Source organism: Roseibium sp. (assembly GCF_965233565.1).
Lineage (GTDB): Bacteria > Pseudomonadota > Alphaproteobacteria > Rhizobiales > Stappiaceae > Roseibium.
Genome location: NZ_OZ247494.1, coordinates 4,055,635 through 4,071,916, shown reverse-complemented (window position 1 = coordinate 4,071,916; position 16,282 = coordinate 4,055,635). Strand labels below are relative to the sequence as shown.

Sequence of the window (16,282 nt, the reverse complement as noted above, 5' to 3'; positions counted from 1 at the left end):
AATTTAAATAGATTTTTTCACAAATACAATTGCTGTATTTCAAAAAATTGATCTTCATTTGCAAACGCGTTTACACTAGGTAATATGTTAAATTAAACCATAGGTTGATTACCCACTTTCTATTCATATTGTTACCTCATCGAGAGATTTTATATGGCCAAAAAAGTTAACTCCAAGACGAAGAAGCTTCAACGTCGCAAAAGAACGCTACAGATCGGGAATTATTTCCTATTTGGTTCGAGTTTTCTGACGTTGACGATTATTCCCTGGCTCGCAGAAATGCTCAATGTGACAATTGAGGATGGGATTCGACTATCTGTCGCTCTACTTGCGGCCATTACAGGACTTGTGATTCAGCAATATTTGAACAAGGAAGACATTGCTGGAGCAATCGAAAACATCAAAAACGACACGAAAATCGAATATGCAGGGCCATCCACTGAGGTCCTTCCTCGAATTGCAAGAAAGATGAAACACGCTGTTGATGTCAAAAATACTTTTGTTGGAATAGATGAATACGACTATGACGAGAGAAACGGAGCGGAAATCTCTCAAATCTATACATCATGGCTAGAGAATGGAAAAGAAGGCACGTGGACAGACATCGTTGGCCCCGCGCAGCTTTTTTCGGGGCGCTACGAGCAGATTAGTGTAAGAAAGAAGAAAATTCACGGGACGCACGAGATTAAGATTTTACGTCACAGTACACCAATAGTAAATTTTACGATTATTGAATATGAAGAAGATGACACGGAAGTATTTTTCGGATGGATGGCAGGCTCCAGAAACTCAAATATATTTTTGTCTTCCGACCGCCATGCAGTCAAGATTTTTAGCAAGTATTTCGAAAAACTGGAAAATCATCGACTTTGGGGGCCACCCATTGAGGTCAACTACAGCGCACAAAAACACAAGAGACTAAGGCGAAATGACCTAGTAGATAAAATCGGAAATTGGATGACAATTTCCATTCGAGAGGGAACAATTGTTACCTATGGTTTTTTTACCATCGAGATAACAAAAAAACCAACGTCCATGGGTCGAAGCGGCATTGTTTTTATTGACGGATTGCTGCTCGACCGTTCTTTAAATTTCATTGAAGACATCAATCACGGACAGGAACACATATCTCACTATACGAACAAAATGTTCATTGAATACGGCAATTCAAACACTGGAAGGAAAGGGTTCTGCTTCTACGAATTTGAACAAGGCATAAACAATCCGGCTCCAGAACCAGATCCAGAAAGCGGGTACGTCGCCGGTTTCTTTATTGACCAGGGTTCATCAATTCGAAACGATATCCTGGGTTTTAAAACGACTCTTTTCAGCCCTACTTCTGATCCGTTTCCAAAGTTTGAGGCAGCAATATACACGTTAGAAACACTTAGAAAGCAGTCCCGGATTACCGAAGCACAATACCTTGACGCTTATTCCAAAATCGAAGCTGCAAAAGAGACTGAACCAACCTGAAGCCCTAAACTGTTGTTCTCTGCGGTTCCGTTCTCCGCAGTTCTGGGAACTTGATTGAAAATCCTTGATTTTCATCTGCCTTTGCATGTCCCGGACGACGCAAACGCCCTCAGCCCAGAAAATAGAGCCCGGCAAACCCTGCCAGACCGACAAAAATTCGCCACCAGGCAAAGGGCGCAAAACCGTGTTTGGAGACGAAATCCAGAAGCCCCTTGACCACGAAGACACCGGCGATGAAGGAGGCGACAAAACCGATTGTGATGATCACGACGTCATCGGCGGAGAGCACATGACGGTTCTTGAAAAGATCATAGGTAAAGGCGCCGGCCATGGTCGGCATGGCCAGGAAGAACGAAAACTCCGCCGCAGAGCGCTTGTCCGTGCCCATCAGAAGGGCGCCGGCAATGGTGGCGCCGGAGCGCGAAACCCCCGGCACCATGGCCAGACACTGGCAGAAGCCGATCTTCAAACAGAGCGACAGCGGATAGTCCATCACATTGGTGTAGCGCGGCTTGAGCGGCAGCCGGTCGATCCAGAGCAGGATGACGCCACCGACCAGCAACGTGGTACAGATCAGCGCCGGTGTTTCAAACAAGACTTCCTTGATGAAGCTGTGCAGCATCACGCCGATAAAGGCGGCCGGCAGGAACGCGATCAGAATGCCGAAGACGAAGCGCCGGCTGGTGGGGTCGTTCGGCAGCGCCTTTGCCAATTGCCACAGCCGGCCGAAATAGACCGACAGGATCGCCAGAATGGCGCCCAGCTGAATCAGCACCTCGAAGGTTTTTCCCGTGCTTTCAAAGCCCAGAAAGTGACCGAGCAGCAGAATATGGCCGGTGGAGGAGACGGGTATGAATTCGGTCAGCCCTTCGACGATCCCCAAAATCAGAGCATTTACAATCGTTTGGCCGTCCATTGTGTATCTTGTCTCCAAATCGCTTGATGCGGGTAAGCCTGACCAAGTATCTGTCGCGCGTCGGGGCACGACCGGAACCGCCGCTTATTTGACGGAGCGAAGGGGCGCCGTCAAACCCTTGATAACCATATTCAGGGCAAACTCGCGTTAACGCGTCTTTTGATAAGGCCACTGCCGCTGACGTCGTCTTGCCACAATTCAGGCTCTTAACCGCTCAATGCTGACCCTTTACCACCATCCGTTTTCCCCCTCCTCGCGCTTCATCCGCCTCATTCTGAGCGAGTATGGCGCCGCCTTCGAGGAGCAGCACGTCAATCCCTGGGAGCGGCCGCAGGAGCTGTTGTTGCTGAACGCCGCCGGCACGGTTCCGGTGATCGTGGAAAATGACGGACCCGCCATTTGCGGACCAGGACCGATCATGGAGTATCTGGACGAGACACGTGGCTACGCGGTTGCCGACAAGCGGCTGATGCCGGACCATCCGGAAGCCCGCGCCGAGACGCGGCGCCTTGTCGACTGGTGCCTCGACAAGTTCGACCGGGAAGTGATCGGTCATCTGGTGCGCGAGCGCATCTACAAGCAGATCATGCCGAAATCCGCCGGTGGCGGAGAACCGGACTCAGCGGCCTTGAGAGTCGCCCGTGCCAACATCCATCATCATCTGAAATATTTCGGCTATCTGGTCGCCTCGCGCCGCTGGCTGGCAGGCGACCGGCTGACCTTTGCCGACTTCGCCCTGGCGGCAGGTCTTTCCTGTGCCGATTATCTCGGCGAAGTGCCCTGGAGCGGCGAAGAGGACATCAAGACCTGGTATGCGCGGGTCAAGTCACGGCCGTCGATGCGTCCGCTTCTGGGTGAAAAGGTGCTGGGCATGCCGCCAGCGCCCACCTATACCGATCTTGATTTCTAAGAGGGCTCACGTTCGGATGGGCCGCGCGCGAAGAGGGAGCCGGTCGGCTGAGGGCGTTGCATACGAAACCGGAAAAACTGCTGAAAGCCTTTCAGGAGAAAGCTGCGACGCTTGGCTTTGACGGTGTTCGCGTGGCTGCGGCCGACAGCATCCCGCAGGCAGGTGCGCGCCTGAAGGAATTTCTTGACAAGGGCCATCACGGAACCATGGGCTGGATGGCGGAGACCGCGGAGCGCCGCGCGGCGCCGGCCTCCCTGTGGCCGGACGTGCGTTCCGTCATCATGCTGGCAATGAATTACGGCCCAGACGATGCGCCGGAAAACCATCCCCTGGCGCATCTCGAAGACCCTGGTTCCGGGGGCATCTCGGTCTATGCCCGTCACCGGGACTATCACGACATCATCAAGGGGCGGCTGAAAGAGCTGGCAAGCCTGCTGGTGTCGCGCGGAGGTGGCGACGTGAAAGTGTTCGTCGACACTGCGCCGGTGATGGAAAAGCCGCTCGGGGAAGCTGCCGGGCTTGGCTGGCAGGGCAAACACACCAATCTGGTCTCGCGCGAGCTCGGCTCGTGGTTCTTTCTCGGTGCCATCTTCACGACACTGGAGCTGCCCCCGAGCGGAGCGGAGCGCGATCATTGCGGCTCCTGCCGGGCCTGCCTCGACGCCTGCCCGACCGATGCCTTTCCGGCGCCCTACCAGCTGGATGCAAGGCGTTGCATCTCGTATCTCACGATCGAACATTCAGGCCCGATCCCGGCGGAGTTCCGCGATGCCATCGGCAATCGCATCTATGGTTGCGACGACTGCCTGGCCGCCTGCCCCTGGAACAAGTTCGCTGAAACCGCACGGGAGGCGAAGCTGATCGCGCGCAAGGATCTTGTCTCGCCACGCCTGGTGGATCTGCTCCAGCTGGACGACGCAGCCTTCCGCACATTCTTTTCCGGATCCCCAATCAAGCGGATCGGCCGCAACCGCTTTTTGCGCAACGTTCTGACTGCCGCTGGCAACAGCGGCGACAAGTCTTTGCTTGAAGAGGTGCGAAACCACCTTGCAGACCCGGACGAGACTGTCAGGAGTACGGCTGTCTGGGCCTTCGGAAAGCTGGCGCCGGCGACGCAGTTCCAGGCCGAAAAAGCCAAGGCAATTCCTGGTGAAAACAACGACCAGGTGCGCAACGAATGGCTGGCGGTAACTTCCTGAAATAGGCGCTGTGAGTCGACCTTGGCATGAGAATGGGCCATAGTCATGGAATGGCCTAAGACATACCCCTATATCGGGTTCGACCTTCGTCGTTTCCGATCATATCATTGGAGCCAAAACATTGATTTTCCAGACAACACCTGCTCCCTTTCCGACATCAGCCAAGACGCGCGCCAGGTTCCTGACCCTCAGCACCGCGCTGGCGCTGATTTCCGCTCCCGCGCTGGCACAGGACACGGGCACGGCTGCATTCGATGCCTATGTCGACGGCCTCAAAGCCCTCGGCCTGGACGTCGAAAACGGCAATGTCAGCTATGATGCCGGCAGCGATACGCTCACCGTCACCGACAGCACGCTGTCTCTGGAAGGCACGATCAGCGGTCTTCCGTCCGAGGACGGAGACGCGGACGACAAGACCGATCTAAGCTACGAGATTACGTTTTCAAGCGGAACAGTGACGGTCAACGGGCTGACCCATGAGGACGGCGATTTCCAGGCAGCGAGCTGGATCTATTCGGATGACAGCGAATTCACCATTTCCGGCTCCGCCGAAGGGAAAGGCCGACTTGAACTTGACGGCCGGATGACCGGCGTGTCCGCAACCGATTACAGATTCACCATGCCCGAGCTTCCGGCCGAAGACCCGGAGCGCCAGGCCAGCCGCTGGCTGCCGTTCCTGAAGGCGTCTCTGCTCGCGTCCTATGAAGAGATCAAGGTCGACAGCACGGCCGTCACCATCGAGGCGTTTGCGACGGAGGACGGCAAGGAAGTGCAGGTTGTTACCGGCACCATGCAAATGGATGGCTACCGGTTGAGCGACGCTGCGGACGGGCGTGTTGGCGAATACTCGATCGACAGCATGACACAGACGCTGCAGACGGCTTCGCCTGACGGCAACGGCATGCTGACGCAGACAACCAGCCAGGGCAAAACCGTCTATTCCGACATGGATGTCGCAGCCTTTATCGACCTGCTCGACCCGGCCGTTCCCGAGAGCGATACGGAAATTGTAATAGTCCGGGAAGGGTCTGCGGTCGATTACACGTCGCAGCAAGAGCTCCCTGACGGCATGTCCATGGATATGACAATCGACCGGGCCGCCATCGGTGAGGTCACCTTCCTCAAACGGGAGAACAATCTTCTTGGCCTCTTCGATGACCTGCTGGCCAAGAAGGAACCTGTTCCGGAAGAACTGATCACCGGGGTGTTCCAGTTCTACCGTTCCTTTGGCATCACGGACGCCCGCATCAGTGGCATCAATGTCCAGGCGCCGTCGCCGACGCCAGGAGAAAACGTCACTGTCGCCATCAAGGAAATGGCGATGACCGACGTCAACTCCGACGGCATCGGCGAAATGATGCTGGTCGGCCTCGACGCACCGTCCTTGCCGGACGGGGCCTCCCTCAAGCTCGACTGGGCGGCCATCGGCGACATCGAATTTGCCGACTACACGCCGATGCGCGCCATGATCAGCACGCTGATGGCCGATCCCGATTTTGGCGAAGACCACCCGCTGGACGTTGCCCGGGCCTTCATGCCGCTGTCCTTCGGCTACGAGATCAAGGGACTGGACGTCGTCACGCCGGACAAGGACCAGGTGAAGATCGGCGCTGCGGAAATGACCGTTTCGACAACGGTGTCTCCGATCCCGACCAATGTCTTTGTGCGCAACGAAGGCATCCAGGTTCCTGTCAGGGCCATCGACGATCCCGAGGCGGAGGCCCTCTTCACAGCGCTTGGCCTGGAAAACGTTGTCTGGTCGGATGAAACCCGTCTCTACTGGGACGAGGCGACCCTTGAACTCCGCCTTGAAAAATTCATGGTCGAGATTGAGGGCCTCGGCCGCGCCGAACTGTCGGCCCGCTTTGCCAATGTGCCCAAATCCCTGTTCGAGGATCCGGAAGGACAGGGTCAGATGGCGCTGATTGTCGCGCAGTTCGTCGATGCCTCGCTGACCTTCCGCGACGACGGCCTTGCTTCCAAGGGCATTGCCCATATCGCCGAAGAACAGGGCATTCCGGAGAATGTCTTCCGCGAGGCGCTGGTTGCCCAGGCGGCCCAGGCCACCGCGCCGGTCCAGAACGAGGCCTTCACCAAGATGGTGAGCGACGCGGCCTCCAAGTTTCTGGAAAACCCGGGCGAGCTGAAAGTGACCCTGACACCTGCGGCCGCAGTGCCACTGGCGCAGATCCTCGGCAGCATGGCGGCCCCGCAAACCCTGCCGGACCTGCTGGCGGTGAAGATCGAGGCGAAATAGGCCCAACACTCATCCATCATCGAAAGGGCGGCCCAGGCCGCCCTTTTTGTTGAGGCTGACGGGGCTGTCCTGAGAGTTGTATTGATAAATTTTACAATAACTCGTATGGAAGATCAGACAGGTCTGCGGTTCTGGTCTGCGGCCCTTTTCTGAACATCGAAGGCAAGCCGCCCTTAGAATGCTCTCGTCGAGTCGGACCGGCGGGTGTCGGCGGTTCACCTATCTGCCGCCCTAATCAAGCTTCCGCGATGGAGCCCCACGCCAGCCAAAGAAGCACCTGCAAGTAGCCCTTTGAGACACCTTTCGGTCCGCGGTCCGGATCCTGGCTGAGGTTGACAGTCAAAGCGGCCAACAAGCGCACAGGATCAACATTGTGACGATCAAGATCCTTGTCATGAGAATGGGCCATGGCCGTGGAATGACCGACGACCTACGCCTATATCGAAGACGCCCCACCTCGTTTCCGATCATTTCCTTGGAGCCAAAAAATTGACATTTCCCGCCACTCCCGCACGTAAACCATCCTCTTTGAAGGCTCGTACCCACTGGCTGACACTGGGCACCGCGCTGGCTCTGACTTCCGGCACCGCCTTTGCGCAAGAGAGCGGAACAGCTGCTCTCGACACCTATTTTGACCATCTGCAAAAACTCGGATTGCAGGTCAAGAACGGCGATGTCCGTTACGATGCCGGCAGTGATACGCTGACGCTGACGGACAGCACCGTCTCGCTCAGCGGCACGGTCGAGGATGCACCGGACGGTCTTGCAAAAAACGGTGCCAAGCCGGCCTATGACCTGTCCATGTCGAGCAGCCAGATCAAGATCAGCGGGCTTTCCTTTGACGACGGCGTGTTCAAGGCGGAAAGCTGGGTCTATTCGGACGATACCCAGATAAACCTCACCGCTCAGCGCGAAGGCAAGGGCCACCTGAAGATCGACGTGCGCCTGTCCGGCCTGTCGGCAACCGACTACAGCTTCTCCCTTCCGGACCTGCCCGCAGCAGATCCAACCAAGCCGGTCACCCGCTGGCTGCCCTTTCTGCGAGCCAGCTTGCTGACTTCCTTTGAGGAAATCAGGGTCGATTCAACCGGTTTCACGTTCGAAGTGGTCGAAAGCAAGGATGATCAGGAACGCGCCGTGCTGTCCGGCACGATCCAGATGGACGGGTATCTGATGAGCGATTCCGTCGACGGCAGGATCGCTTCGATGTCCGTCGACAACATCACGCAGACTTTCCAGGGGAGCGTCCCGGAGGACAATCCGCCGAACATAACCGCCCGCCAGGGCAAGACCGTCTACAAAGATTTCAATTTCGCAGCCTATCTCGACATGCTCGATCCGGATGTGCCGGAAACCGGCGAGCCGCAAACGTTCATCGGTTCCCTATCCGCCGAGGATTTTTCGTTTACCCAGACACTGGAACAGGGAGTTGGGGTCGAGTTCACCGCCGACAGGGCCAGCATGGACTCCTTCACGCTGACCAAGCGGGAAGGCAGCCTGCTCGCGATCTATGACGATCTCATGAGCCCGTCGGACCTGGCGCCAGAGAAGATGATCACCAGTGTGTTTCAGCTTTACCGGTCCTACGGACTCGCCGACGCCCGCCTCGGAGGCATTAAAGTCAAGATCCCGACTCCCGAGCTGGAGCAGGATACTGAGGTGACCATTGAAGAAATCGCCATGACGGGCGTCAACTCCAACGGCATTGAAGAAATGATGCTTGCAGGCCTGATCGCCCCGAAACTCCCGGACGGCGCTTCGCTCAAGCTCGACAAGGCTGCGATCGGCGGTATTCAATTCGCCGATTATGAGCCGATGCGCGCCATGATCAGCACGCTGATGGCCGATCCGAATTTTGGTGAGGACCACCCGTTTGACGTTGCCCGCGCCTTCCTGCCGCTGTCTTTCAGCTACGAGGTCAAGGGGCTCGAGGCCGTTGCCCCGGACAGGCAGAAGGCCAAGATCGGCGCTGCGGAAATGACCGTCTCCACAACGGTGTCACCGATCCCGACAAGTGTCTTCATGCGCAGCGAGGGCCTCCAGGTGCCGGTCAGCTCTGTTGAAGATCCGGAAATGGAGGCGCTGTTCCGTGCGCTCGGCCTGGAGAATGTTGTCTGGTCGGACGAAACACGCCTGCATTGGGACGAAAACACCCTCGAGTTGCATCTGGAAAAATTCATGGCCGAGATCGAGGGTCTCGGTCGTGCGGAGATTTCCGCCCGTTTTGCCAATGTGCCGAAAGCCCTGTTCGAAGATCCGGAAGGTCAGGGTCAGATGGCCCTGATTGTAGCCCAGTTCGTCGAGGCCTCGGCGACATTCCGTGATGCCGGCCTTGCGTCGAAGGGCATTGCCCATTTCGCCGAGACCCAAGGCATCCCGGAGAATGTTTTCCGCGAGGCGCTGGTTGCCCAGGCGGCCCAGGCCACCGCGCCGGTCCAGAACGAGGCCTTCACAAAGATGGTGAGCGACGCGGCTTCCAAGTTTCTGGAAAGCCCGGGCGAGCTGAAAATTACCCTGACGCCTTCGGCCGCGGTGCCGCTGGCCCAGATCCTCGGCAGCTTGGCCGCGCCGCAATCCCTGCCGGATCTGCTGGCCGTCAAGATCGAAGCCAACTGAGCTTCCCCAGAACGGCACCATAAAAGGGCGGCCAGTGGCCGCCCTTTCTTTTTCGGCGGCGCGGTTCCTGCCGGGACTCATTGATAAATTTTACAGTAATTCGTATGGGAGACGGTACAGATCTGCAGGATTTGGTCTGTCCCAGTTTTTCTGAACACAAATTTGGAGCTTGCAATTGAAAGCCTTTGTCGAGCCTGGCCGGATGTTCCTTTCAACTATCCGTCAGTTTGCCGTGGCCAGCGTGGTCGTGCTGCTGTCCTGGTCCACGTCGCAGGCCCAAACCACCGGCAAAGCCGCCTTTGATGCCTATCTGGATACACTCACAGACCTTGGGCTGACCCTTTCCGTCGAAGCAATCGACTATGACCAGGACGCAGATGTCCTGACAGTCAAGGAGCTCGTCGTCTCCGGCGGTGGACAGCTTCTCAACGATTTCCGCCAAGACGACGGCGAGACTCCCTCTCCGGCCGCATTCTCATTCAAGATCCGGGCAGACCTTTGCAAGCTGGAAGGCTTCGCGCAGGAGGACAGGACGTTCAGCGCAAGCCTCTACAGCTGCTCCGGCTCCAACGGCTTATCGGGCAGCGTGACATTTGACGAGGCCTTGCGCGCGCAACTCTGGCATTTCACGGATAATTTCGAGGCGCTGAACTATCGCGTGTCGCTTCCGGTAATCGACAACAAAGCCGAAGCACGTTCGTTTCGGGAATGGCGCCCCCTTGTCCACGCGCTGCTGCTGCCTTCGTTCGATTTGATGACGGCCGACAGGGAGCACTCTGACCTGTTCGTCAACCGTCTGGACGGCGAGGATGAGGAACTCATTCTCAATCAGCGTGTGATGCGCAAGCAGCTGCGCATTCAGAATTCGCGCGACGGCTATTGGGAGCGGATGGAATTCGAATTAGGCAGCACCGAAGTTCTCGCGGCTGTGGACGAAAGCGTGTCCGAGGGGGGCTACAGTCAGGGGCGTTCGGAGCTGCTGGGGGTCAATTTCAGCGCCTACCTGGATGTGCTGGCCGGTGACCGGATTCCAGCTGGACAAGACGTGCAACTGGTTGAAACAGCCGTCGAGCGGAACGTCAGAACGACACTGCCGATTGACGAGGGCCTCGAGATGGACATTTCCATCGATAAGGCCGAAACCCGTGGAGTGTCTCTTCGCGCGCGAAGCTTTGACCTCTTCAAACTGGCGACCGGAATGATGGTTCCGCGGAACTGGCAAACCGAGACGGCGTTGTTCGACTACCTGCTGTCAGAATCGTTCCAGTTTGCGAGAATATTTTCCTATGGCGGGCTTGACTATTCGGGATTGAAACTGGACATCGCCGATACTTCCGGACGCAATGAATTCTCCATTTTTGTCGATTCGGTGACCCTGTCTGATCTGAGTTCAAATGGCGTTGATGACCTGACGGTTTCGGGGATCCGTATTCCCGACATTCCGGGAGGCGGCAGTGCAAGGGTCGACCGGGCAAGCCTGTTCAACATCGAATTTGCGGAATACGAGCCCATGATACCGGTGCTCAAGGCACTGCTATCCGACATCGACTCCGCTGGTGCAGATCCCGTTGGGATGTTTCGGGCGGTGTTGCCCCGGTCGCTGGCCTACACCGTGGAGGGTGCTGATCTTGACCTTCCAGGTGCCGATGACATGTCGATCGGCAAGGCCCACTTCAGCGCGGCGACGTCGGTTCCGCCGCTTCCGACCCGGATTGATATAGATTACCGGGACATCAGGCACCCCCTTGAGATGGTGTCCGAAGGTCAGGTCAAAACCCTGCTGAAGACGCTTGGCTTTTCCGAAATCGTCTGGTCCAGCCAGACCCGGCTCCACTGGGACGAAGAGACCCTTGATCTGCAGCTTGAGAAGCTGAAGGTGTCCATCGAAGGTCTCGGCGCTCTGGAAATCGATGCCCGGTTTGCAAATGTGTCTCGGGCGCTGTTCGAGGATCCGCTGGGACAGGGCGAGCTCGCCTTGGCGATGGCCCAGTTCGTCAATGCGTCGGTCAGCTTTCGAGATGCCGGACTGGTCGCCGGTGGCCTCGGCAAGATCGCGGCGACCCAGGGCATGCCGGAGGCCGTCTTTCGAGAGGCGCTGCTCAAGCAGATTGATGAAGCAGCAGCCCAGGTCCAGAACAAGACCTTCTCCGAAATGGTGAATGACGCAGCCTCCACGTTTCTGGAAACCCCGGGTGAACTGAAGGCGACGCTGACACCCAGGACGCCTGTGCCGCTGACCCATATCCTCGGTAGCATGGCCGCGCCGCAAACCCTGCCGGATCTGCTGGCCGTCAAGATCGAAGCCAACTGAAGGTCTTAAACGACACAAAAAAGGGGCGGCCACTGGCCGCCCCTTTGTTATGACCCTCGATCTTCTCGATTTTTATTACTCGGCCGCCTCGCGCTGTTGTGCAGCGCCGACCCGTGCCGCACAGAACTTGAATTCCGGGATCTTGCCGAACGGGTCGAGTTGAGGGTTGGTCAGGAAGTTTGCCGGCGCTTCGAAGAAGCAGAACGGGATGAACATCATGCCGGTCGAGACGTCCCGGTCGGCGCGCAGGGTCAGGGTGATAGCGCCGCGGCGGGTTTCGACTGTGACCTGCTGACCGATCTCCAGCCCCTGGAGCTTGATGTCGCGCGGGTTCATGGAGACAACCGGTTCCGGCTCGATGGCATTGAGCACTTCGGCACGCCGGGTCATTGCGCCCGTGTGCCAGTGTTCCAGCATGCGGCCCGTGGTCAGCACCATCGGGTAGTCCTCGTCCGGCACCTCGTTGGGCGGCACCAGTTCGGTGGGCACGATCTTGCCGCGGCCATCGGCCGTCGGGAAAGACTGGCCGAACAGGATCTCGTTGCCCGGCTTGTCCGGCGCGTCGGCCGGATAGGTGACCGTGCCATCGCGCTCCAGCCGCTCCCAGGAGATGTTCTGGAGCGAAGCCATATGCGAGCGCATTTCCTCGTAGATTGCCGGAACGCCGTCATAGGACCAGCCAAGACCCAGCCGGTTGGCCAGCTCGATCAGGATTTCCCAGTCGGCGCGGGCCTCTCCCGGCATCGGCACGCAGGGCCGGCCGATCTGGACCTGGCGGTTGGTGTTGGTGAAGGTGCCGAGCTTTTCCGCGTGGGCGGAGGCCGGCAGGATCACGTCCGCATGCCAGGCTGTTTCGGTCAGGAAAATGTCCTGTACCACCAGATGCTTCAGGCTCGCCAGCGCCTTGCGCGCGTGGTTCTGATCCGGGTCGGACATGGCCGGGTTTTCGCCCTGGATGAACATCGCCTCAATGCCACCTTCCAGAATGTCGTCCATGATCTCAACAACGGTCAGACCACGCACAGGGTCGAGCGTGCGGCCCCAGGCATCTTCAAATTCGGAGCGGATGTCTGCGTTTTCTACGGAGCGGTAGTCCGGAAACACCATCGGGATCAGGCCGGCATCAGACGCGCCCTGGACGTTGTTCTGACCGCGCAGCGGATGCAGGCCCGTCCCCGGGCGGCCGATCTGGCCGGTGGTCAGCGCCATTGCGATCAGGCAGCGGACATTGTCCGTGCCGTGCACATGCTGGGAAACGCCCATGCCCCAGAAGATGATCGACTTCTGGCTGGTGGCGTAAAGCCTTGCGACTTCGCGCAGGGTTTGCGCATCAATGCCGCAGACCGGCTCCATGGCTTCGGGTGTGAAGTCCCTGATCTTCTCCTTCAGCGCCTCGAAGCCGTCGACATGGGCCGCGATATACTGGCTGTCATAAAGCTCCTCAGTGATGATCACGTTGAGGAGCGCGTTCAGCATGGCGACATCCGTGCCCGGCTTGAACTTCAGGCCGTATTCGGCGTAGCGCATCAGGTCCTGACCGCGCGGGTCCATCACGATCAGCTTGGTGCCCTTTTTGGCGGCCTGTTTGATATAGGTGGCTGCTACGGGATGGTTCTGGGCCGGGCGCGCTCCGATGACGATCATGCAATCGGCATCCTCGGCGGCATTGAACGGCGCGGTGACCGCACCAGAGCCGATGCCTTCCATGAGCGCTGCCACGGACGAGGCATGACACAGACGCGTACAGTGATCGACATTGTTGGTCTGGAAGCCCTGGCGGATCAGCTTCTGGAAAAGATAGGCCTCTTCGTTGGAGCCCTTGGCGGACCCGAATCCGGCAATGCCCGCTCCGCCCTTGGCCTCGAACGCTGCCTTCAGGCCGCTTGCCGCCCTGTCCAGCGCTTCCTCCCAGGTTGCCTCGCGGAAATAATCGAGATGGTTCTCCAGCGTCATGGAGATATCACGGCCTTTCGGGGCATCGTCCCGGCGGATCAGAGGTCTGGTCAGGCGCTGCGGGCTGGAGACATAGTCAAAGCCGAAGCGGCCCTTGACGCAGAGCCTGTTTTCGTTCGCCGGGCCGTTCCGACCCTCAACGCTGACGATCTTGCCGTCCTTGACGGAAACGGATGTCAGGCAGCCAACCCCGCAAAACGGGCAAACGCTGTCGACGGTCTCTTCTGCAAAGACTTCCCGCTTTGTGGCCGTCGCATCAAGGAGGCTCTTTTCCATGAGCGCACCGGTCGGGCACGCAGAAACGCATTCACCGCAGGCCACACAGGTGGACAGGCCCATTGGATCGGCCAGATCGAAGACCGGCACCGTGTGCGCGCCCCGGTCGGCCATGCCGATGACGTCATTGACCTGAACCTCGCGGCAGGCGCGTTCGCACAGGTTGCAGGCGATACAGGCATCGAGATTGACCGCAATGGCCGGGTGCGAAATGTCCTGGGCCGGTTTTTCACATGGTGCATACCGGCTGGAGGTTACCCCGATCGCATCGGACCATTTCCAGAAGTCGCTTTCCGGATCCGGGTGATGGTCGCGGGACGGCTGGTCGGCGGCCAGCAGTTCGAAGACCATCTCACGGGCCTTTTCGGCGCGTTCGGTCGCGGTCTTGACGACCATGCCTTCCGACGGTGTCCGGATACAGGAGGCGGCGAGCACACGCTCGCCTTCAATATCGACCATGCAGGCCCGGCAATTGCCGTCGGAGCGGTAACCGGGCGCATCCTTGTGGCAAAGGTGCGGAATGGCGACGCCTTCGCGTTTGGCCACCTGCCAGATGGTTTCGCCTTCACCGGCGGTGACGTTCTTGCCATCAAGAGAGAAGGTGATCTGGCTCATTTGCCGAACTCCTCAGGAAAGAATTTCAGAACCGAGGCGACCGGGTTGCTGGCCGCCTGGCCGAGACCGCAGATGGACGCGGACCGCATCACCGCGTCGAGATCGGCGATCTTTGCCTCGTCCCAGTCGCCTTCAGCCAGAAGATGTTCCATCTTTTCCGTACCAGACCGGCACGGCGTGCACTGGCCGCAGCTTTCGTGCTTGAAGAAACGCATCAGGTTGAGGGCCACATCGCGCATGTCGTCCTGGTCGGAAAAGACCACGATGGCGTGACTGCCGATGAAGCAGCCGTGCTTGTCGAGTGTGCCGAAATCGAGCGGCTCATCGGCGAGCGAGGCCGGCAGAATGCCGCCGGACGCGCCACCCGGCAGGTAGCCCTTGAAGCTGTGGCCGTCTTCCATGCCGCCGCAGAATTCGTTCAGCAGTTCATTCATGGTGACGCCGGCCGGTGCCAGCTTGACCCCCGGCTCCTTGACCCGGCCGGAAACCGAGAAAGACCGGAAGCCTTTCTTGTCCCGCCGGCCTTGGGCAGCAAACCATTCCGGCCCCTTTTCGACGATGTCGCGGATCCAGAACAGGGTCTCGACATTGTGATTGAGGGTCGGGCGGCCGAACAGGCCGACCTGGGCGATGAAGGGCGGACGGTGGCGCGGCAGGCCGCGCTTGCCTTCTATCGACTCGATCATCGCGCTTTCCTCGCCGCAGATATAGGCCCCGGCACCACGGCGCAGCTCGATGTCGATGGAGGTGATGATGCCTGCCGTGCGCAGGGCTTCGATTTCCGCCTTCAGGATCTCCAGCACCGCCGGGTATTCGTCGCGCATATAAAGGTAGATGCGGTCCGCGGAGATAGCGTGGGCAGCGATCAGGGCTCCTTCCAGAAGCCGGTGCGGATCGCGCTCCAGATGATAGCGGTCCTTGAAGGTGCCGGGCTCACCTTCGTCGCCGTTGATGGTCAGGTATTTCGGGCCGGGCAGATCGTTGACGATCTTCCACTTGGTGCCGGTTGGAAAGCCGGCCCCGCCCAGACCGCGCAAGCCTGCCTCAAGGGCCATGTCGGCAATCGCCGCCGCGTCCAGCTCGCCTGCCCGGACACGATCCAGCAGCTTGTAACCACCGCCCGTACGATAGGCGTCGAGTTTGACGTGATCCGGGATCTCCGCGGCTGTTTCCCCTTCAAAGAGAACGGCGCGTACGGAGAGTTCAGACGCATTGTCGACGGCACGTTTACCGACTTGAACGGCCGGCGCTCCGGCACAGCGGCCAATGCAGGGCACTTTCTGGATACGAACCTTGGCCGGGTCAACACCGCCTTCCAGTGCAGCTGCCAGCGCATCTGCCCCTTTTTGGGCGCAAGCAACACTGTCACAAACGCGAATCGTCAAAGGCGCCGGTTTGGCGTCCCCTTCGCGCACGATGTCGAAATGGTGGTAGAAGCTGGCGACCTCGTAAATCTCGGCCTGCGACAGCTTCATCTCGTCTGCCAGCGCCTTGAGGTGGCGTGCTTCCAGGCATCCAAAAGCATCCTGGATCTTGTGCAGGTGTTCGATCAACAGATCGCGGCGACGCGGCTCATCGCCCAGAATCGCCTGCACCTCGGCCAGTGCCGCATCTTCCAATTGACGCCCTTTCGTCTGGGACGGCTTGCGTGAAAGCCCCTTGCCGAAAGACATTGGCGTTCCTCCCAATTCCTCATGAGCGCGCGTTGGATGTCGCGTCCGCGCTCGCCTCGTGCCTGTTGCAGCCCCAGCCGATC

Annotated in this window: 9 protein-coding genes; 6 read left to right on the top strand and 3 right to left on the bottom strand. The window is 58.5% G+C overall.

Annotated elements, in window-relative coordinates; all coding sequences use genetic code 11:
* The first annotated feature begins 153 nt into the window (after positions 1 to 153).
* Entirely contained in the window at positions 154 to 1,473 is a 1,320-nt protein-coding gene (locus ACO6TG_RS18620; RefSeq protein ID WP_422374562.1) for a hypothetical protein, read from the top strand.
* 109 nt (positions 1,474 to 1,582) lie between these two features.
* Here the strand turns inward: ACO6TG_RS18620 and ACO6TG_RS18615 are convergent, their stop codons facing one another.
* Positions 1,583 to 2,389 (bottom strand): undecaprenyl-diphosphate phosphatase, encoded by an 807-nt coding sequence (locus ACO6TG_RS18615; RefSeq protein WP_422374561.1) that lies wholly within the window; start codon positions 2,387 to 2,389, stop codon positions 1,583 to 1,585.
* Positions 2,390 to 2,606: 217 nt separating this feature from the next.
* Between ACO6TG_RS18615 and ACO6TG_RS18610 the strand changes: the two genes are divergently transcribed.
* The 5 genes from ACO6TG_RS18610 (at position 2,607) to ACO6TG_RS18590 (ending at position 11,682) form a co-directional block, all read left to right on the top strand.
* A complete protein-coding gene (locus ACO6TG_RS18610; protein ID WP_422374560.1) occupies positions 2,607 to 3,299 on the top strand; it encodes a glutathione S-transferase family protein in 693 nt (230 codons plus the stop codon).
* Between the two features lie 47 nt (positions 3,300 to 3,346).
* Entirely contained in the window at positions 3,347 to 4,498 is a 1,152-nt protein-coding gene (queG, locus tag ACO6TG_RS18605; RefSeq protein WP_422378908.1) for a tRNA epoxyqueuosine(34) reductase QueG, read from the top strand.
* 121 nt (positions 4,499 to 4,619) lie between these two features.
* Positions 4,620 to 6,755, top strand: a complete 2,136-nt coding sequence (locus ACO6TG_RS18600; protein WP_422374559.1) for a hypothetical protein — start codon at positions 4,620 to 4,622, stop codon at positions 6,753 to 6,755.
* 528 nt (positions 6,756 to 7,283) lie between these two features.
* On the top strand, positions 7,284 to 9,371 hold the full coding sequence (locus ACO6TG_RS18595) for a hypothetical protein (protein ID WP_422374558.1): 2,088 nt from the start codon (positions 7,284 to 7,286) through the stop codon (positions 9,369 to 9,371).
* Between the two features lie 202 nt (positions 9,372 to 9,573).
* Positions 9,574 to 11,682, top strand: coding sequence for a hypothetical protein (locus ACO6TG_RS18590; RefSeq protein WP_422374557.1), 2,109 nt, complete (start codon positions 9,574 to 9,576; stop codon positions 11,680 to 11,682).
* A 75-nt stretch (positions 11,683 to 11,757) separates the two neighbouring features.
* On the opposite strand, the gene fdhF is transcribed toward ACO6TG_RS18590, so the two are convergent.
* Together fdhF and ACO6TG_RS18580 are read right to left on the bottom strand one after the other, a co-directional pair.
* A complete protein-coding gene (gene fdhF, locus ACO6TG_RS18585; protein ID WP_422374556.1) occupies positions 11,758 to 14,526 on the bottom strand; it encodes a formate dehydrogenase subunit alpha in 2,769 nt (922 codons plus the stop codon).
* Complete coding sequence (locus ACO6TG_RS18580; RefSeq protein WP_422374555.1) at positions 14,523 to 16,199, bottom strand: NAD(P)H-dependent oxidoreductase subunit E; 1,677 nt, start codon at positions 16,197 to 16,199, stop codon at positions 14,523 to 14,525. The genes fdhF and ACO6TG_RS18580 overlap by 4 nt, the downstream gene beginning before the upstream one ends.
* Positions 16,200 to 16,282 lie beyond the last annotated feature (83 nt).

Excerpts from the sequence above, each read along its gene's own strand:
- ACO6TG_RS18620 (WP_422374562.1), top strand. The coding sequence starts at position 154 with ATGGCCAAAAAAGTTAACTCCAAGACGAAGAAGCTTCAACGTCGCAAA.
- ACO6TG_RS18615 (WP_422374561.1), bottom strand. The coding sequence starts at position 2,389 with ATGGACGGCCAAACGATTGTAAATGCTCTGATTTTGGGGATCGTCGAA.
- ACO6TG_RS18610 (WP_422374560.1), top strand. The coding sequence starts at position 2,607 with ATGCTGACCCTTTACCACCATCCGTTTTCCCCCTCCTCGCGCTTCATC.
- ACO6TG_RS18590 (WP_422374557.1), top strand. The coding sequence starts at position 9,574 with ATGTTCCTTTCAACTATCCGTCAGTTTGCCGTGGCCAGCGTGGTCGTG.
- fdhF (WP_422374556.1), bottom strand. The coding sequence starts at position 14,526 with ATGAGCCAGATCACCTTCTCTCTTGATGGCAAGAACGTCACCGCCGGT.
- ACO6TG_RS18580 (WP_422374555.1), bottom strand. The coding sequence starts at position 16,199 with ATGTCTTTCGGCAAGGGGCTTTCACGCAAGCCGTCCCAGACGAAAGGG.